The 14895-nt window shown below is 61.6% G+C and carries 17 protein-coding genes; 14 read left to right on the top strand and 3 right to left on the bottom strand.

From position 1 onward, the window contains the following. The first annotated feature begins 137 nt into the window (after window positions 1–137). Window positions 138–665, top strand: a complete 528-nt coding sequence (locus J5X93_RS08135; RefSeq protein ID WP_043212316.1) for an RNA polymerase factor sigma-70 — start codon at window positions 138–140, stop codon at window positions 663–665. A 32-nt stretch (window positions 666–697) separates the two neighbouring features. On the opposite strand, the gene J5X93_RS08130 is transcribed toward J5X93_RS08135, so the two are convergent. Both J5X93_RS08130 and J5X93_RS08125 read right to left on the bottom strand, forming a co-directional pair. Further along, the gene (locus J5X93_RS08130; protein WP_182943351.1) at window positions 698–1711 is read right to left on the bottom strand and encodes a GNAT family N-acetyltransferase; all 1014 of its coding nucleotides are present in this window, start codon (window positions 1709–1711) and stop codon (window positions 698–700) included. A gap of 63 nt (window positions 1712–1774) precedes the next feature. Further along, on the bottom strand, window positions 1775–2518 hold the full coding sequence (locus J5X93_RS08125; RefSeq protein WP_377735421.1) for a substrate-binding periplasmic protein: 744 nt from the start codon (window positions 2516–2518) through the stop codon (window positions 1775–1777). A gap of 237 nt (window positions 2519–2755) precedes the next feature. Between J5X93_RS08125 and J5X93_RS08120 the strand changes: the two genes are divergently transcribed. Beyond that, a complete protein-coding gene (locus J5X93_RS08120; RefSeq protein WP_043212313.1) occupies window positions 2756–3307 on the top strand; it encodes a 3'-5' exonuclease in 552 nt (183 codons plus the stop codon). A 74-nt stretch (window positions 3308–3381) separates the two neighbouring features. After that, window positions 3382–3666, top strand: coding sequence for a pyrimidine/purine nucleoside phosphorylase (gene ppnP, locus J5X93_RS08115; protein WP_043212311.1), 285 nt, complete (start codon window positions 3382–3384; stop codon window positions 3664–3666). Window positions 3667–3837: 171 nt separating this feature from the next. Here the strand turns inward: ppnP and J5X93_RS08110 are convergent, their stop codons facing one another. Next, complete coding sequence (locus J5X93_RS08110; protein WP_043212341.1) at window positions 3838–4530, bottom strand: alpha/beta family hydrolase; 693 nt, start codon at window positions 4528–4530, stop codon at window positions 3838–3840. 49 nt (window positions 4531–4579) lie between these two features. Between J5X93_RS08110 and ccoN (J5X93_RS08105) the strand changes: the two genes are divergently transcribed. From ccoN (J5X93_RS08105) to J5X93_RS08055, 11 genes are all read left to right on the top strand, one after another. Then, the gene (ccoN, locus tag J5X93_RS08105) at window positions 4580–6004 is read left to right on the top strand and encodes a cytochrome-c oxidase, cbb3-type subunit I (RefSeq protein WP_043212309.1); all 1425 of its coding nucleotides are present in this window, start codon (window positions 4580–4582) and stop codon (window positions 6002–6004) included. Window positions 6005–6017: 13 nt separating this feature from the next. After that, window positions 6018–6626: a cytochrome-c oxidase, cbb3-type subunit II gene (ccoO, locus tag J5X93_RS08100; RefSeq protein ID WP_043212308.1), complete on the top strand. Its 609-nt coding sequence runs from the start codon at window positions 6018–6020 to the stop codon at window positions 6624–6626. Between the two features lie 8 nt (window positions 6627–6634). Then, complete coding sequence (locus tag J5X93_RS08095) at window positions 6635–6823, top strand: cbb3-type cytochrome oxidase subunit 3 (protein WP_043212339.1); 189 nt, start codon at window positions 6635–6637, stop codon at window positions 6821–6823. Then, window positions 6823–7764, top strand: a complete 942-nt coding sequence (gene ccoP / locus J5X93_RS08090; RefSeq protein WP_043212306.1) for a cytochrome-c oxidase, cbb3-type subunit III — start codon at window positions 6823–6825, stop codon at window positions 7762–7764. Before J5X93_RS08095 ends, ccoP (J5X93_RS08090) begins: the two co-directional genes overlap by 1 nt. Window positions 7765–8282: 518 nt before the next feature. Further along, the gene (gene ccoN, locus J5X93_RS08085; protein WP_043212304.1) at window positions 8283–9725 is read left to right on the top strand and encodes a cytochrome-c oxidase, cbb3-type subunit I; all 1443 of its coding nucleotides are present in this window, start codon (window positions 8283–8285) and stop codon (window positions 9723–9725) included. Next, complete coding sequence (gene ccoO, locus J5X93_RS08080; protein ID WP_043212301.1) at window positions 9725–10333, top strand: cytochrome-c oxidase, cbb3-type subunit II; 609 nt, start codon at window positions 9725–9727, stop codon at window positions 10331–10333. The genes ccoN (J5X93_RS08085) and ccoO (J5X93_RS08080) overlap by 1 nt, the downstream gene beginning before the upstream one ends. 5 nt (window positions 10334–10338) lie before the next feature. Beyond that, window positions 10339–10536, top strand: a complete 198-nt coding sequence (locus J5X93_RS08075; protein WP_070092136.1) for a CcoQ/FixQ family Cbb3-type cytochrome c oxidase assembly chaperone — start codon at window positions 10339–10341, stop codon at window positions 10534–10536. Beyond that, window positions 10533–11513: a cytochrome-c oxidase, cbb3-type subunit III gene (ccoP, locus tag J5X93_RS08070; RefSeq protein ID WP_043212299.1), complete on the top strand. Its 981-nt coding sequence runs from the start codon at window positions 10533–10535 to the stop codon at window positions 11511–11513. The genes J5X93_RS08075 and ccoP (J5X93_RS08070) overlap by 4 nt, the downstream gene beginning before the upstream one ends. A gap of 236 nt (window positions 11514–11749) precedes the next feature. Continuing rightward, window positions 11750–12679 carry a metallophosphoesterase family protein gene (locus J5X93_RS08065; protein ID WP_178113760.1) on the top strand — a complete coding sequence of 310 codons (930 nt, stop codon included), beginning with the start codon at window positions 11750–11752 and terminating at the stop codon, window positions 12677–12679. A 210-nt stretch (window positions 12680–12889) separates the two neighbouring features. After that, the gene (ccoG, locus tag J5X93_RS08060; RefSeq protein ID WP_043212297.1) at window positions 12890–14305 is read left to right on the top strand and encodes a cytochrome c oxidase accessory protein CcoG; all 1416 of its coding nucleotides are present in this window, start codon (window positions 12890–12892) and stop codon (window positions 14303–14305) included. 14 nt (window positions 14306–14319) lie between these two features. Beyond that, entirely contained in the window at window positions 14320–14850 is a 531-nt protein-coding gene (locus J5X93_RS08055; protein WP_043212295.1) for a FixH family protein, read from the top strand. Window positions 14851–14895 lie beyond the last annotated feature (45 nt).

Below are 14895 nucleotides of genomic sequence, written 5' to 3'. Positions count from 1 at the left end.
GCTTAGAACGCAAACGCCACGCTACTAATTACTTTTCGCATTTGACAATCATTATCATTGTGAATAATTTGTCGCTCGTCGTAGGAAGCGTCCTACACAGACGCCTTCCCCTTCCCTTCAGCGTCCAGGTGATTTCCATGGCGGAACAACTATCCACAAGTAAGTGCGATTCACCACTGCTCCAGGCATTCGTCGACAACCGCAGCATCCTGGTCAAGATCGCGGCCCGCATCACCGGCTGCCGTTCACGCGCCGAAGATGTGGTGCAGGATGCCTTCTTCCGACTCAGCGCCGCGCCGCAGATCACCTCGTCGTTCAAGGCCCAGCTCAGCTACCTGTTCCAGATCGTGCGCAACCTGGCCATCGATCACTACCGCAAGCAGGCCATGGAGCAGAAGTATTCCGGCAGTGAAGAAGAAGGCCTGAACGTCGTCCTGCAGAACGCCTCGCCCGAAACCACCCACATCAACCTCGCCACCCTCGAGCACATCGCCGAGGCCCTCGGCGAGTTGCCCCAGCGCACCCGTTACGCCTTCGAGATGTATCGCCTGCATGGCGTGCCGCAGAAAGACATCGCCAAGGAACTTGGGGTGTCGCCGACGCTGGTCAACTTCATGATCCGCGATGCCCTGATCCATTGCCGCAAGCACACCCGCCAGGCCTGAACCCGATGGGGCCGCTGTGCGGCCCCATCGGCTCAGGACAGTGAGCAGCGGTCGAAGAACCGCTCCCGCCCCAAGATCATCAACGCCGCCCGTTTGTGCGGAAAATCGAACTCTTTTTCGCAATGGAAGCACTGATCGTGCATGTAGCCGATCATCTTGCCGTTGTCGGCACGCGGCTCGGCGACCACCCGCTGGGTCCGCGGATCGTCCAAGAACAAATAGTGCACCAGCGCCGACAGCCAACTGGCTACCTTGTGCGGACCGCGATGGGCCTGCTCGCCCACCAGCATATGGATACCCCGGTCGTAGTCGTCCGCCGGATAGAACGGCGCGATGCGGTCCTCCTTGGCCCAGTAGGCCTCGAAGTAGGCAAAGGGCTGGTCATCGAAGCAGCCGATCAAGGTAAGGGTATGCGGGTCGGCCTGAAGCTTGGTCAGGTATCGGCGATGCTGTTCGAGCGTGCCGCCTTCCTGCCAGAACTGCAGCACACGTGCATCGTTCTGCCAGCGATTGAAGCGTTCCAGGTCCTGTTCGATTTCAAGCGTGCGCAGCGACACCCAGGCCCCCAGGCGCGCATCGAATCGCCGGTACACCTCACCTCGGGGCTTGGGTGCACGACGAGGATGGCGCTTGCCATCGCTGATCTGCATTTGCTGCGGATAAGCGCCGGCTTGCGCATCGCCCAGCCAGGGCTGCGGCAGTTGCCAGAACATCGCTCGCTCGCACAGGTACAGCCCTGGCTGGTCACCGGGCACCAGCAGGCCGCTGGCCAAGGCCGAATCCACTGGATGCGGGCAATGCCAGACCAGGCGCTGGCGCGCTGGATCCCGCGAGAGCAGCCAGTAGCAGGCTGCCCACAGCGCTTGCGCGGGGCGCGCTTGGCACACCTGCTCGAGGTGGACGTGCAGCGGCTCGCCTGGGGTCAGGCGAACCCGGATCAACGCTTGCCCCTCAAGGGTCAGGCTCAACCGGCAATCGTTTTCATCGGCGCTGAGACTGCGCCAACGCGGCAGGGAAAGGGGCTGCGAATCGGCATCGAACGGCATGGTCATGGCTCACGGCATTGAAATGAAGGCTCAATCCGGTAGACGTGACGGGCATTAGGGAATTTAGTGGCCGCTCGGCGCCACGACGTTGATCCGATAGGGCTGGAAGATGCGCAGCAATTCGCCGCTCGCGCGCAGCCGATCGAGCAAGGCGGCGAATGTCCGGGCATCGATCGGCGCGCCTGGGCGCACCATCGCATAGTGGTGATAGACCTGATCGACCCGCTCGGAGGCCATCAGCTGCGCCCGGCTGTCCGGGTTTCGCGCCATGAAGTCGGCTAGAAACGATCGCGTCGCCAGGGCAATGTCGACACGTCCACGCTGCACCATCAGCAAGTTGCTGTCGTGGGAGTAGGTCAGCGTGGCGCTGAAGTTCTGGCTCAGATAGCGAGGGTCGGAATTGAAGTCGGCAAAGGCGTAGTGATAGCCGTGGAACAATGCCAGGCGTTTGCCTTGCAGGCTGCTGAAATAGTGCTGGTCTCGCCCGGCCTGTTGGCGTGCGACGAACACTTCGGCATCTTCCAGGCCCATGTCTACGCTTTCGTGGGGAACCTGTTCCCAGCCCCATTTGGGATTCTCGAATATCGCGATGTCCGTGCGCCCTTGCTGGAAATCGCCAAAACGCCGAGGAATCGACGTGGGAACCTGCACGAAGTGGTAGCTGTGCTGTTGCTGGTTGAGGGCTTTGAGCAATTGCGGCAACAGGCCGTTGTCAGCGCCCTGCTCGGGACGCACGGTATAGGGCGGAAAATGCGCCGCCCCGACCCTCACCTCGACAACCGCTTGCGCCGACGCAGGCAGCGCCATCCACACTGCGGCGAGAATCAACAAGGAAGACAAGGCCTTCGAGCCGGTCACGGAAGTCAAAAGCAGACACTCATCACGGTTTGTGAATGGATTCAACTAAGCTAGGCGCTTTCCCGCCAGGGCACAACCTTCTGCGATGTCAAAACAGCAGCATTGTGCCAGGGGATGCCCTTGGGCCTCAGATTGGCTACGCTCTAGCGACCACGCAGGGGACTGCGTCTTGCACGGGAGCCCGGTATGGGGCATTGGCTGGTGATTGACCTGGAAGCGACCACCGATGACGGTGGCTGGCCCGTCACGGAGATGGAAATCATTGAAATCGGGGCGAGCCTGGTGACACGCGAAGGTCGCGAGATCGATCACTTCCAGCGCTTCGTGCGGCCCAGGCGGCGACCACAGCTGACCCCCTTCTGCCGTGAGTTGACCCATATCACCCAGGCCAGTGTCGACGGCGCAGCCTCCTTTACCGAGGTCTGGGCGCAGTTCGAGCGCTGGCTCGGCCATCATCAGGGGCAGTTGCAGGCCTGGGTCAGCTGGGGCGACTACGACCGCCAGCAGCTGCAACAGGAATGGAAACAGCACCAGCTCACCAGCCTGCTGCAGGCCCTACCCCACATCAACCTCAAACAGCGCTTTGCCAAGGCCCGCCAACTGCAGCGCCCGATGGGGCTGAACAGCGCCCTGCAACTGGCCGGCCTGCAGTTCGCCGGCCAGCAGCATCGCGCCCTGGAAGACGCCCGCAACACTGCGCGGTTACTTCCGTTGAGCCTGCCGGCCAGCGGCACCTGAATTCAGATGACGAGGTGTTGGGGCTTGGGCATACTGGCCAGCCTTTTTTCCTCCCTTTTTTCAGGAGTCGCTCCATGTTCAAGGTCAATGAGTACTTCGATGGCACCGTCAAGTCGATCGCCTTCACGGGCGAGGAAGGTCCAGCTACCGTGGGTGTCATGGCGCCGGGCGAATACGAGTTCGGCACGGCCAAGCGGGAAATCATGCACGTGGTGTCCGGCGCGCTGACCGTGAAGCTGCCGGGGAGCGATAACTGGGAAGTCTTCAAGGCGGGGAGCCAGTTCAATGTGCCTGCGGACAGCAAGTTCCAGCTGAAGGTGGCGGTGGATACAGCTTACCTGTGTGAGTATCGCGACTGAGCTCTTCTTGGGTAGTGTGATTATCCGTTTCTGGTGGTGACGCCACCGACGCTTTTCGCCTTTGCGGCGACTACTGTTGCTGTTGGGCAAAAGTAGGTCGCCGCAATGGCGCAAAGGTGACCAAGCGGCGGCACATCAGACGGATCAGCCACAAACCTCAAACCAACACCACTACCTCATCAGAAACGCAGCAACCCGCTCAGCCGCCACCTGCAGATGCCCCTCATGCGTCAAACCCGACGCCTTCAGCGGCTTCAAGTCATGATCCGCTGCCGCCAACCAACACAACTCGATCGCAGGCGACAACACATACCCCGCCACCGCCTCCCGGTTCCCCAGGGCATCGCGCTCGCCCTGGACGATGAGCGTAGGCGTGCGCAACCCCGCCAGATGCTCGACCCGGGGTTTTTCCGGCTTGCCCACCGCATAGAACGGATACCCCAAGCAAACCAAGGCATCGGCCCCCAGCTCATCGGCCAGCAGGCTCGCCATGCGCCCGCCCATGGACTTGCCGCCAATGGCCAACGGCCCCGCGACCAATAGTCGCACCTGCCGATACACCTCGCGCCAGCAGTCGAGCAGCACCTTCTGTGGGTTGGGCGGCCGCTTGCCGCCGCCCTCACGACGTTGGGCCATGTAGGGGAACTCGAAGCGGATCACGCCTACCCCTTGTGCTGCCAGCCTTTGCGCCATGTCCTCCAGAAAGTCGCTGTCCATCGGCGCCCCCGCGCCGTGGGCCAGGATCAGGCAGCCCTTGTAGTCCTGATCCCCCCGAATTCTCGGAGGATCGCAGCGCAAGCCTGGGATATTTCCCACCTGCGCCCATTGATCCCCGTCAATACCGGCAATGTGCCCATTACTCATGCTTGCCTCGCTATCTAGCCTGCCTATAACCGTGGATGGGAACCCATACATGAACACAACCAGCAGTACCGCCTATAACTACAAGGTGGTCCGCCAATTCGCCATCATGACGGTGGTGTGGGGAATCGTCGGGATGGGGCTCGGCGTTTTCATTGCCGCGCAACTCGTCTGGCCCTCCCTGAACTTCGACCTTCCCTGGACCAGCTTCGGCCGCCTGCGACCGCTGCACACCAATGCGGTGATCTTCGCCTTCGGCGGCTGTGCCTTGTTCGCCACTTCCTATTATTCGGTGCAACGCACCTGCCAGACCACCCTGTTCGCCCCCGCCCTGGCGGCGTTCACCTTCTGGGGCTGGCAGCTGGTGATCCTGCTGGCGGCCATCAGCCTGCCGCTGGGCTTCACCAGTTCCAAGGAATACGCCGAACTGGAATGGCCCATCGACATCCTGATCACCATCGTCTGGGTCGCCTACGCCGTGGTGTTCTTCGGTACGCTGATCAAGCGCAACACCAAACACATCTACGTCGGTAACTGGTTCTATGGCGGCTTCATCCTGACCGTGGCGATGCTGCATATCGTCAACAATCTGGAAATGCCCGTCAGCCTGACCAAGTCCTACTCGATCTATGCCGGCGCCACCGATGCAATGGTCCAGTGGTGGTATGGCCACAACGCCGTGGGCTTCTTCCTGACCGCAGGCTTCCTGGGGATGATGTACTACTACGTGCCCAAGCAGGCCGAGCGCCCGGTGTATTCCTATCGGCTGTCGATCGTCCACTTCTGGGCGCTGATCACCCTGTACATCTGGGCAGGCCCGCACCATCTGCACTACACCGCCTTGCCCGACTGGGCGCAGTCGCTGGGCATGATCATGTCGCTGATCCTGCTGGCGCCGAGCTGGGGCGGGATGATCAACGGCATGATGACCCTCTCCGGCGCCTGGCACAAACTGCGCAGCGACCCGATCTTGCGCTTCCTGGTGGTCTCGCTGGCCTTCTACGGCATGTCCACCTTCGAAGGCCCGATGATGGCCATCAAGACCGTCAATGCCCTCTCCCACTACACCGACTGGACTATCGGCCACGTCCACGCCGGCGCCCTCGGCTGGGTCGCGATGATCTCCATCGGCGCGCTGTACCACACCATTCCCAAGGTGTTCGGCAAGGAGCGCATGTACAGCATTGGCCTGATCAACGCCCACTTCTGGCTGGCGACCATCGGCACCGTGCTGTACATCGCCTCGATGTGGGTCAACGGCATCGCCCAGGGCCTGATGTGGCGCGCGGTCAACGCCGACGGCACGCTCACCTACTCCTTCGTCGAGACGCTGGTGGCCAGCCATCCTGGCTTCATCGTCCGCTTCGTCGGCGGCGCGATCTTCCTCAGCGGAATGTTGCTGATGGCCTGGAACACCTGGCGCACCGTGCGCGCACCGGCCACCGACGCCGCCCCTGCGAACGCCCAGCTGGCCTGAGGAGACACGCCTGATGAAACATGAAGTCATCGAAAAGAACGTAGGCCTGCTGGCTTTGCTGATGGTCTTTGCCGTCAGCATCGGCGGCCTGACCCAGATCGTCCCGCTGTTCTTCCAGGACGTCACCAACAAGCCGGTCGAAGGCATGAAGCCCTACACCGCCCTGCAGCTCGAAGGCCGCGACATCTACATCCGTGAAGGCTGCGTTGGCTGCCACTCGCAAATGATCCGTCCGTTCCGCGCCGAGACCGAGCGCTACGGCCACTACTCGGTGGCTGGCGAGAGCGTCTGGGACCACCCGTTCCTGTGGGGCTCCAAGCGTACCGGTCCGGACCTGGCCCGCGTCGGTGGCCGCTACTCCGACGACTGGCACCGCGCGCACCTGTACAACCCGCGCAACGTGGTGCCCGAATCGAAGATGCCGTCCTACCCGTGGCTGGTCGCGCAAAAGGTCGACAACAGTCACACCGACACCAAGATGCGCACCCTACGCACCCTGGGCGTGCCCTACACCGACGAAGACATCGCCGGTGCCCGCGACGCGGTCAAGGGCAAGACCGAGATGGATGCCCTGGTGGCCTACCTGCAGGTGCTGGGCACCGCGATCAAGAACAAGAGGTAACGATGGAACTGTCACTGGATATCGGCATGATCCGCGGCCTGGGCACCTTGGTGGTGATGATCGCCTTCATCGGCCTGAGCCTGTGGGTCTTCAACCGCCGCCGCGACCGTGATTTCGCCGAAGCGCGCCTGCTGCCCTTCGTCGATGACCGCCTGCCCCCTGCCGGGCAGGAACCTGCCATGAGGAATAATCGGTAATGACCACCTTCTGGAGTACCTACATCAGTGTACTGACCATCGGCAGCCTGATTGGCCTGACCTGGCTGCTGCTCGGCACCCGCAAGGGCCAGAGCAACAACACCACCGACCAGACCATGGGCCACAGCTTCGATGGCATCGAGGAGTATGACAACCCGCTGCCCAAGTGGTGGTTCTGGCTGTTCGTCGGCACCCTGGTGTTCGCGGTGGGCTACCTCATCCTCTATCCGGGTCTGGGTAACTGGAAAGGCATCCTGCCGGGCTACGAGAATGGTTGGACCCAGGTCAATGAATGGCAAAAGGAAATGGACAAGGCCGACGCCAAGTTCGGGCCGATCTTCGCCAAGTTCGCCGCCATGCCGGTCGAAGAAGTGGCCAAGGACCCGCAGGCACTGAAAATGGGTGGCCGCCTGTTCGCCTCCAACTGCTCGGTGTGCCACGGCTCCGACGCCAAGGGCGCCTACGGCTTCCCCAACCTGACCGACAAGGACTGGCGCTGGGGCGGGGAGCCTGAAACCATCAAGGCGTCGATCATGGACGGTCGCCATGGCGTGATGCCAGGCTGGTCCGAAGTGATCGGTGAACAGGGCGTGGCCGACGTGGCTGCCTTCGTGCTCACTAACCTCGATGGCCGTACCCTCCCTGAAGGCGCCAAGGCCGACCCGGTCAAAGGTCAGGAGATCTTCGCGGCCAACTGCGTGGCCTGCCACGGTCCTGAGGGCAAGGGCACCCCGGCGATGGGCGCGCCCAACCTGACCCACCCGCAGGCGTTCATCTACGGCTCGAGTTTCGCCCAGCTGCAGCAGACCATCCGCTACGGCCGTCAGGGCCAGATGCCGGCCCAGCGCGAAATCCAGGGCAACGACAAGGTGCATCTGCTGGCAGCCTATGTGTACAGCCTGTCGCAGGATGACGCGTCCGAAACCGTGACTGCCAAGTAACACCCTTCGCGGGTAAACCCGCCCCCACAGGAACAGCGCCGATCCTTGTGGGAGCGGGTTCACCCGCGAATATCCCGCCCAAGCACCAGGACAAGCGACGTCCGCCAAGGGCTGCGCCACCGCCCTCCCCGCCTCATCCCTCCTTGCACCCCCTCTGAACAGAACTAAGCTTGTTGCCACAGTGGCCTCGCTTATAGCGAACCCACATGGCGCGGCGCATGGCCTGACTCCGCGCACCGGCTTTTGCGGGTCGATCGCACAGGTTTCGGTAGACGTCCCTTCTTACCGGAGCCCTGCAGAAAAAGCTTGACCGATCGATCAGAAAAAGGCGAAAAACGGTACACATTACAAACATTTATTTGTGTACAATCATCCAGCCCCTAAACCGCGGGACGGTGGTGGAAAGGGCCTGGACACGGGTCGGCGTCATGATCCTTGCGTTGCCATAACCCTGGTGGTTATCGATACTGGCGCCGATTTTCGACCAACAAGAACACCCAAAACCGTGGAACCTTAGAATGAGCACTGCAATCAGTCCGACTGCTTATAACTATAAGGTCGTCCGCCAGTTCGCCATCATGACGGTGGTCTGGGGGATCCTTGGCATGGGCCTCGGCGTCTTCATTGCCTCGCAACTGGTATGGCCCCAGCTCAACCTGGACCTGCCATGGACGAGCTTCGGCCGCCTTCGCCCGCTGCACACCAACCTGGTGATCTTCGCCTTCGGAGGTTGCGCGCTGTTCGCCACTTCCTACTACGTCGTGCAGCGCACCTGCCAGACTCGGCTGATCTCCGACAGCATGGCCGCGTTCACCTTCTGGGGTTGGCAGGCAGTGATCGTCGGCGCGCTGATCACCCTGCCGATGGGCTACACCACCACCAAGGAATACGCCGAGCTCGAGTGGCCGCTGGCGATTCTGCTGGCCATCGTCTGGGTCACCTACGGCCTGGTGTTCTTCGGCACCATCGTCAAGCGCAAGACCAAGCACATCTATGTCGGCAACTGGTTCTACGGTGCGTTCATCGTTGTCACGGCGATGCTGCACATCGTCAACCACATGTCCTTGCCGGTCAGCCTGTTCAAGTCGTACTCGGCCTACTCCGGCGCCACCGATGCAATGATCCAGTGGTGGTACGGGCACAACGCTGTGGGCTTCTTCCTGACCACGGGCTTCCTGGGGATGATGTACTACTTCGTGCCCAAGCAGGCCGAGCGTCCGATCTACTCCTATCGCCTGTCGATCGTCCACTTCTGGGCACTGATCACCCTGTACATCTGGGCAGGCCCACACCATCTGCACTACACCGCGCTGCCTGACTGGGCGCAGTCGCTGGGCATGGTGATGTCGATCATCCTCCTGGCCCCGAGCTGGGGCGGCATGATCAACGGCATGATGACCCTCTCCGGTGCGTGGCACAAACTGCGCACCGACCCGATCTTGCGGTTCCTGGTGGTCTCGCTGGCCTTCTATGGCATGTCCACCTTCGAAGGCCCGATGATGGCCATCAAGACCGTCAACTCGCTGTCGCACTACACCGACTGGACCATCGGCCACGTCCACGCCGGCGCCCTCGGTTGGGTCGCGATGATCTCCATCGGTGCCGTGTATCACATGATCCCGCGCCTCTACGGTCGCCAGCAGATGCACAGCGTCGGCCTGATCAACGCCCACTTCTGGCTGGCGACCATCGGTACCGTGCTGTACATCGCCTCGATGTGGGTCAACGGCATCACCCAGGGCCTGATGTGGCGCGCCATCAACGACGACGGCACCCTCACCTATTCCTTCGTCGAAGCCCTCCAGGCCAGCCATCCGGGTTATATCGTCCGCGCCCTGGGCGGTGCGTTCTTCGCCTCCGGCATGCTGCTGATGGCCTACAACGTCTACCGCACTGTCCGCGCCGCGAAGCCGGCCGAGGCTGAGGAAGCCGCCAAGATCGTCGTCGTGGGAGCTCACTGATGAAGCACGAAGCAGTCGAGAAGAATATCGGCCTATTGGCCTTCTTCATGGTCATCGCCGTCAGCATCGGCGGCCTGACCCAGATCGTCCCGCTGTTCTTCCAGGACGTCACCAACAAGCCCGTAGAAGGCATGAAGCCGCGTACCGCGCTGGAGCTCGAGGGTCGCGACATCTACATCCGCGAAGGCTGCGTCGGCTGCCACTCGCAGATGATCCGTCCGTTCCGCGCCGAGACCGAGCGCTACGGCCATTACTCGGTGGCCGGCGAGAGTGTCTGGGATCATCCGTTCCTGTGGGGCTCCAAGCGCACCGGCCCGGACCTGGCGCGTGTGGGCGGTCGCTACTCCGATGACTGGCACCGCGCGCACCTGTACAACCCGCGCAACGTCGTGCCCGAGTCGAAGATGCCCTCCTACCCCTGGCTGGTGGAAAACAAGCTCGATGGCAAGGACACGCCGAAGAAAATGGAAGTCCTGCGCACCCTGGGCGTGCCCTACACCGACGAGGACATTGCCGGCGCCCGCGACGCGGTCAAGGGCAAGACCGAGATGGACGCCCTCGTGGCGTACCTGCAAGGCCTCGGCACCATCATCAAGAGCAAGCGGTGACACTGATGGATATCGGGATGATTCGTGGCCTGGGCACCGTCGTGGTGATGGTCGCCTTCGTAGGCCTGGCGCTGTGGGTGTTCAACCCACGGCGCAAGAAAGAGTTCGACGAGGCAACCCAGTTGCCGTTCGCCGATGATCCCGAAGCCAGCCGGCACGTCGAGCAAGCGCAAGCGAAAGCTTCTAGGAGCAAAGAACAATGACAACCTTCTGGAGTCTGTACGTCACCGTCCTGACCCTGGGCACCATCTTTTCCCTGACCTGGCTGTTGCTCTCCACCCGCAAGGGCCAGCGCGAGGAAATCACCGACGAGACCGTCGGCCATGCCTTTGACGGTATCGAGGAATACGACAACCCGCTGCCCAAGTGGTGGTTCTGGCTGTTCGTCGGCACCATCGTGTTCGCCTTGGGCTATCTGGTGCTGTACCCAGGCCTGGGTAACTGGAAAGGCGTCCTGCCTGGCTACCAGTACCTGGATACCGAAAAGCAGACCGAGTTCTCCAACGGCCAGGCCGGCTGGACCGGCGTGCACGAATGGGAAAAGGAAATGGCCAAGGCCGATGCCCGCTTCGGGCCGATCTTCGCCAAATTCGCCGCCATGCCGGTCGAGGAAGTCGCCAAGGATCCGCAGGCGCTGAAGATGGGAGGTCGCCTGTTCGCCTCCAACTGCTCGGTGTGCCACGGCTCCGATGCCAAGGGCGCCTACGGCTTCCCCAACCTGACCGACAACGACTGGCGTTGGGGCGGCGAGCCGGAGACCATCAAGACCACCATCATGAATGGTCGCCACGGCGTCATGCCGGCCTGGGCCGAAGTGCTGGGCGAGCAAGGCGTGGCCGATGTCGCAGCCTTCGTCCTGACCAATCTTGACGGCCGCACACTGCCCGAAGGCGCCAAAGCCGATCCGGCCAATGGCCAGAAGCTCTTCGCCGCTAACTGCGTGGCCTGTCATGGCCCCGAAGGCAAAGGCACTCCAGCGATGGGCGCGCCTAACCTGACCCACCCGCAGGCGTTCATCTACGGCTCGAGCTTCGCTCAGCTGCAACAGACCATCCGCTACGGTCGTCAAGGCCAGATGCCGGCTCAGGCGCAGATGCAGGGCAACGACAAGGTCCACCTGCTGGCGGCCTATGTCTACAGCCTGTCGCATCAAGACGCTGCGCAGCAGAAAGCAGAGTAACCACAGCAAGCGGCCCCGGCGATCACCACCGGGGCCGTTTTTTCTGGGCTGGCAGGATTGATAGGAGGAATCGCTACCGGATTCCGAAGGACAGGACACTAGGAAATTCTCTGGTGGACAGGCATCGAGCCTGACTTACCCAGAGGATTTAAGAAATGGCCTACCCCACCTATCCCGTAGCCCTACCCCCAAAACAGCCTGGCCGCTATGGCAACCGCCCGACACCCAGAGCGTTCGTGTTCGCATCCGATCCACAGTACCCATGGACGCCCGCGTCCGACTATGGCGAATATGAAAGCGACGCTGAACGCAACAAAGAATCGAAAGCCCTGATCAACGAGCAGTACGCCAGCATTGCGAGCTACCGCAACAGCTTGGGTGGCACGGGCGTCCCGGTGATGATCAATGGCGACATGACAGCATACGGGCACGGCTGGCAACGCAAAGTCCTCTACCCGATCATCGAGCGCCACCTGCACAAGAACTACTACTTTGGCCTGGGCAATCATGATTACAAGAACAACATCACCGATGAATTCGGAGGCTCATTCAACAACGGCGGGCCCCGGGACAGCGTGATGGATCTGCTCAATCACCACCGAGATGTGGTGGACACGATGGATGTCGCGACGTCGAGCAGCTACAGGCTGACCAGCTACAGCGGCAGCCTGGCATACAGCATCAGTTTCGGCAGGGTTCGTCTGATCCAGCTGAACAACGAGCCCACCTACCGTGTGGATTTCGACAGTGGCTGGGCATGGCCTTTCGAGCCCCGCGATAAGTTCAGGATCAATGACGCACTAGGCTGGCTGGAGGGGCAGTTGAAAGAAGCCTATGAGAACGGCCAGATCGTCCTGCTCAACCTGCATCAGCCAGACGATTGGGACGGCACCGAGGAGGACCTGATGCATTTCAGGGACATGATCAACCACTTCCAGGTCAACGCGGTGTTCGGTGGCCACTATCACACCGAAGCCGGAGGCTGGCATCGCTCCAACCGGCAATATGGCGCGGTCCCGGTCTTCCTGAGTGGTTCGGCCTCCCAGCGCACCTACCTGCTGGCCGAACTGGACGACGATGCCCAAGGGTTGGCCATCAAACGCGTGAGGAACAATGACTGGACCCAGGCCGAAACACTGAGGCACCTGAGGCTGTATCGGGCATAGACACTTGCCTGCGGCGGGCACGCCTTGTCAATTGACCTGCGTCAAGGCGAGCCCCAATACACGATAATCAAATGCAACCCAATGCGACTTAACGCCGCAGCCACACTCCAGGTGCCATGACGGGCGTATCATGCACGGACACCTGATGGGTCACAAACGCGGTCGGCATGCACTGGCCGCAGCGTTTTTCCACTGCCGTGGGACATGATGATGAGCAAGCAAATTCCGGTACATGACGTCACCCCGCCCGCCAAGAAAGGCAAGGAATCCGTCGACCTCTACGCCTCACGGGAAAAAATCTACACCCGTGCCTTCACCGGCGTGTTCCGCAGGCTGCGCATGGTCGGCGGGGCCATCCTGTTCCTGCTCTACTTCGGCACGGTGTGGCTGAACTGGGGCGAGCATCAGGCTGTGTGGTGGAACCTGCCCGAGCGTAAGTTCTACATCTTCGGCGCCACCATCTGGCCGCAGGACTTCATCCTGCTCTCGGGCCTGTTGATCGTGGCGGCCTTCGGCTTGTTCTTCATCACGGTGTTCGCCGGGCGTGTGTGGTGCGGTTATACCTGTCCGCAGAGCGTCTGGACCTGGATTTTCATGTGGTGCGAGAAGGTCACCGAGGGTGACCGCAACCAGCGCATGAAACTCGACAAGGCGCCAATGAGCACCAACAAGTTTTTGCGCAAGGCCGCCAAGCACAGTCTGTGGCTGCTGATCGGCTTCGTCACTGGCATGACCTTCGTCGGCTACTTCTCGCCCATTCGCGAACTGGTCACCGAGTTCTTTACCGGCCAAGCCGATGGCTGGGCCTATTTCTGGGTCGCGTTCTTCACCCTCGCCACCTACGGCAATGCCGGCTGGCTGCGTGAGCAGGTGTGCGTGTACATGTGCCCTTACGCCCGCTTCCAGAGCGTAATGTTCGACAAAGACACCCTGATCGTCTCCTATGACCCACGCCGCGGCGAGACCCGAGGCCCGCGCAAGAAAGACATCGACTACAAGGCCAAAGGCCTGGGCGACTGCATCGACTGCACCATGTGCGTGCAGGTCTGCCCCACCGGCATCGACATCCGCGACGGTCTGCAGATCGAGTGCATCGGCTGCGCGGCCTGCATCGACGCCTGCGACAACATCATGGAGAAAATGGACTATCCCAAAGGGCTGATCAGCTACACCACCGAGCACAACCTGTCCGGGCAGAAGACCCACATGCTGCGTCCACGCCTGATCGGCTACGCCGTGGTGCTACTGGTGATGATCGGTCTGCTTGCCACCGCCTTCGCCACCCGCTCGCTGGTGGGCTTCGATGTCAGCAAGGACCGAGTGCTGTATCGCGAAAACGCCCAAGGACGGATCGAGAACGTATACAGCCTCAAGGTCATGAACAAGGACCAGCGCGACCACGTCTACGTGCTCGACGCCACCGGCCTGCCGGGCCTGCAGCTCGAAGGCCATCGCGAGATCCGCGTCGCTGCCGGCGATATCGTCAGCCTGCCAGTGCAGTTGTCGGTCGCGCCCGAGCAATTGCCCTCGACCACCAACGAAATCACCTTCATCCTCAAGGACGCTGATCAAAGCGCCACCCAGGTTGAAGCCAAGAGCCGCTTCATCGGCCCGCAAATACGCTGAGAGAGAATTCGACAATGCCTGCCGCAACCGCCGACAGCCCCTGGTACAAACACCTTTGGCCGTGGATCATCATCGGTATCCTGGCCACCTCGGTATGCCTGAGCCTGACCATGGTCAGCATCGCCGTGCACAACCCCGACAACTTGGTGAACGACAACTACTACGAGGCCGGCAAAGGCATCAATCGCTCCCTGGATCGTGAACTGCTGGCCCAGACCCTCAACCTCAAGGCCAGTGTGCACCTGGACGAACTGACCGGCGAAGTCGATGTACGCCTGACCGGCAACAGCGCCCCTCAGACGCTGGAGCTGAATCTGATCTCGCCCACCCAGCCAGACAAGGACCGCAAGGTACAGCTAGCCCGCAGCGAACCCGGTCGTTACCTCGGCCAGCTCGACGACCGGGTCGAAGGCCGGCGCTTCGTCGAACTGCTGGGCAGCGAAGACGGCCACGTCTGGCGTCTGTTCGAGGAGGAGAAAGTTGCCCATGGCGTGACCCTGGCGCTGGGCGACGAGGCCCTGCAGGGCGCCGAGCACCAAGAGTAAACGATTCCCCGTTAGAGCAGGTTTACCGCACGATGGCGCCCGACT

This window comes from Pseudomonas sp. BYT-1 (assembly GCF_023611805.1).
In the GTDB taxonomy this organism is placed as follows: Bacteria; Pseudomonadota; Gammaproteobacteria; order Pseudomonadales; family Pseudomonadaceae; genus Aquipseudomonas; species Aquipseudomonas guariconensis.
The sequence above is the reverse complement of the archived record's forward strand: the minus strand, read 5'-3'. Positions and strand labels throughout refer to the sequence as shown.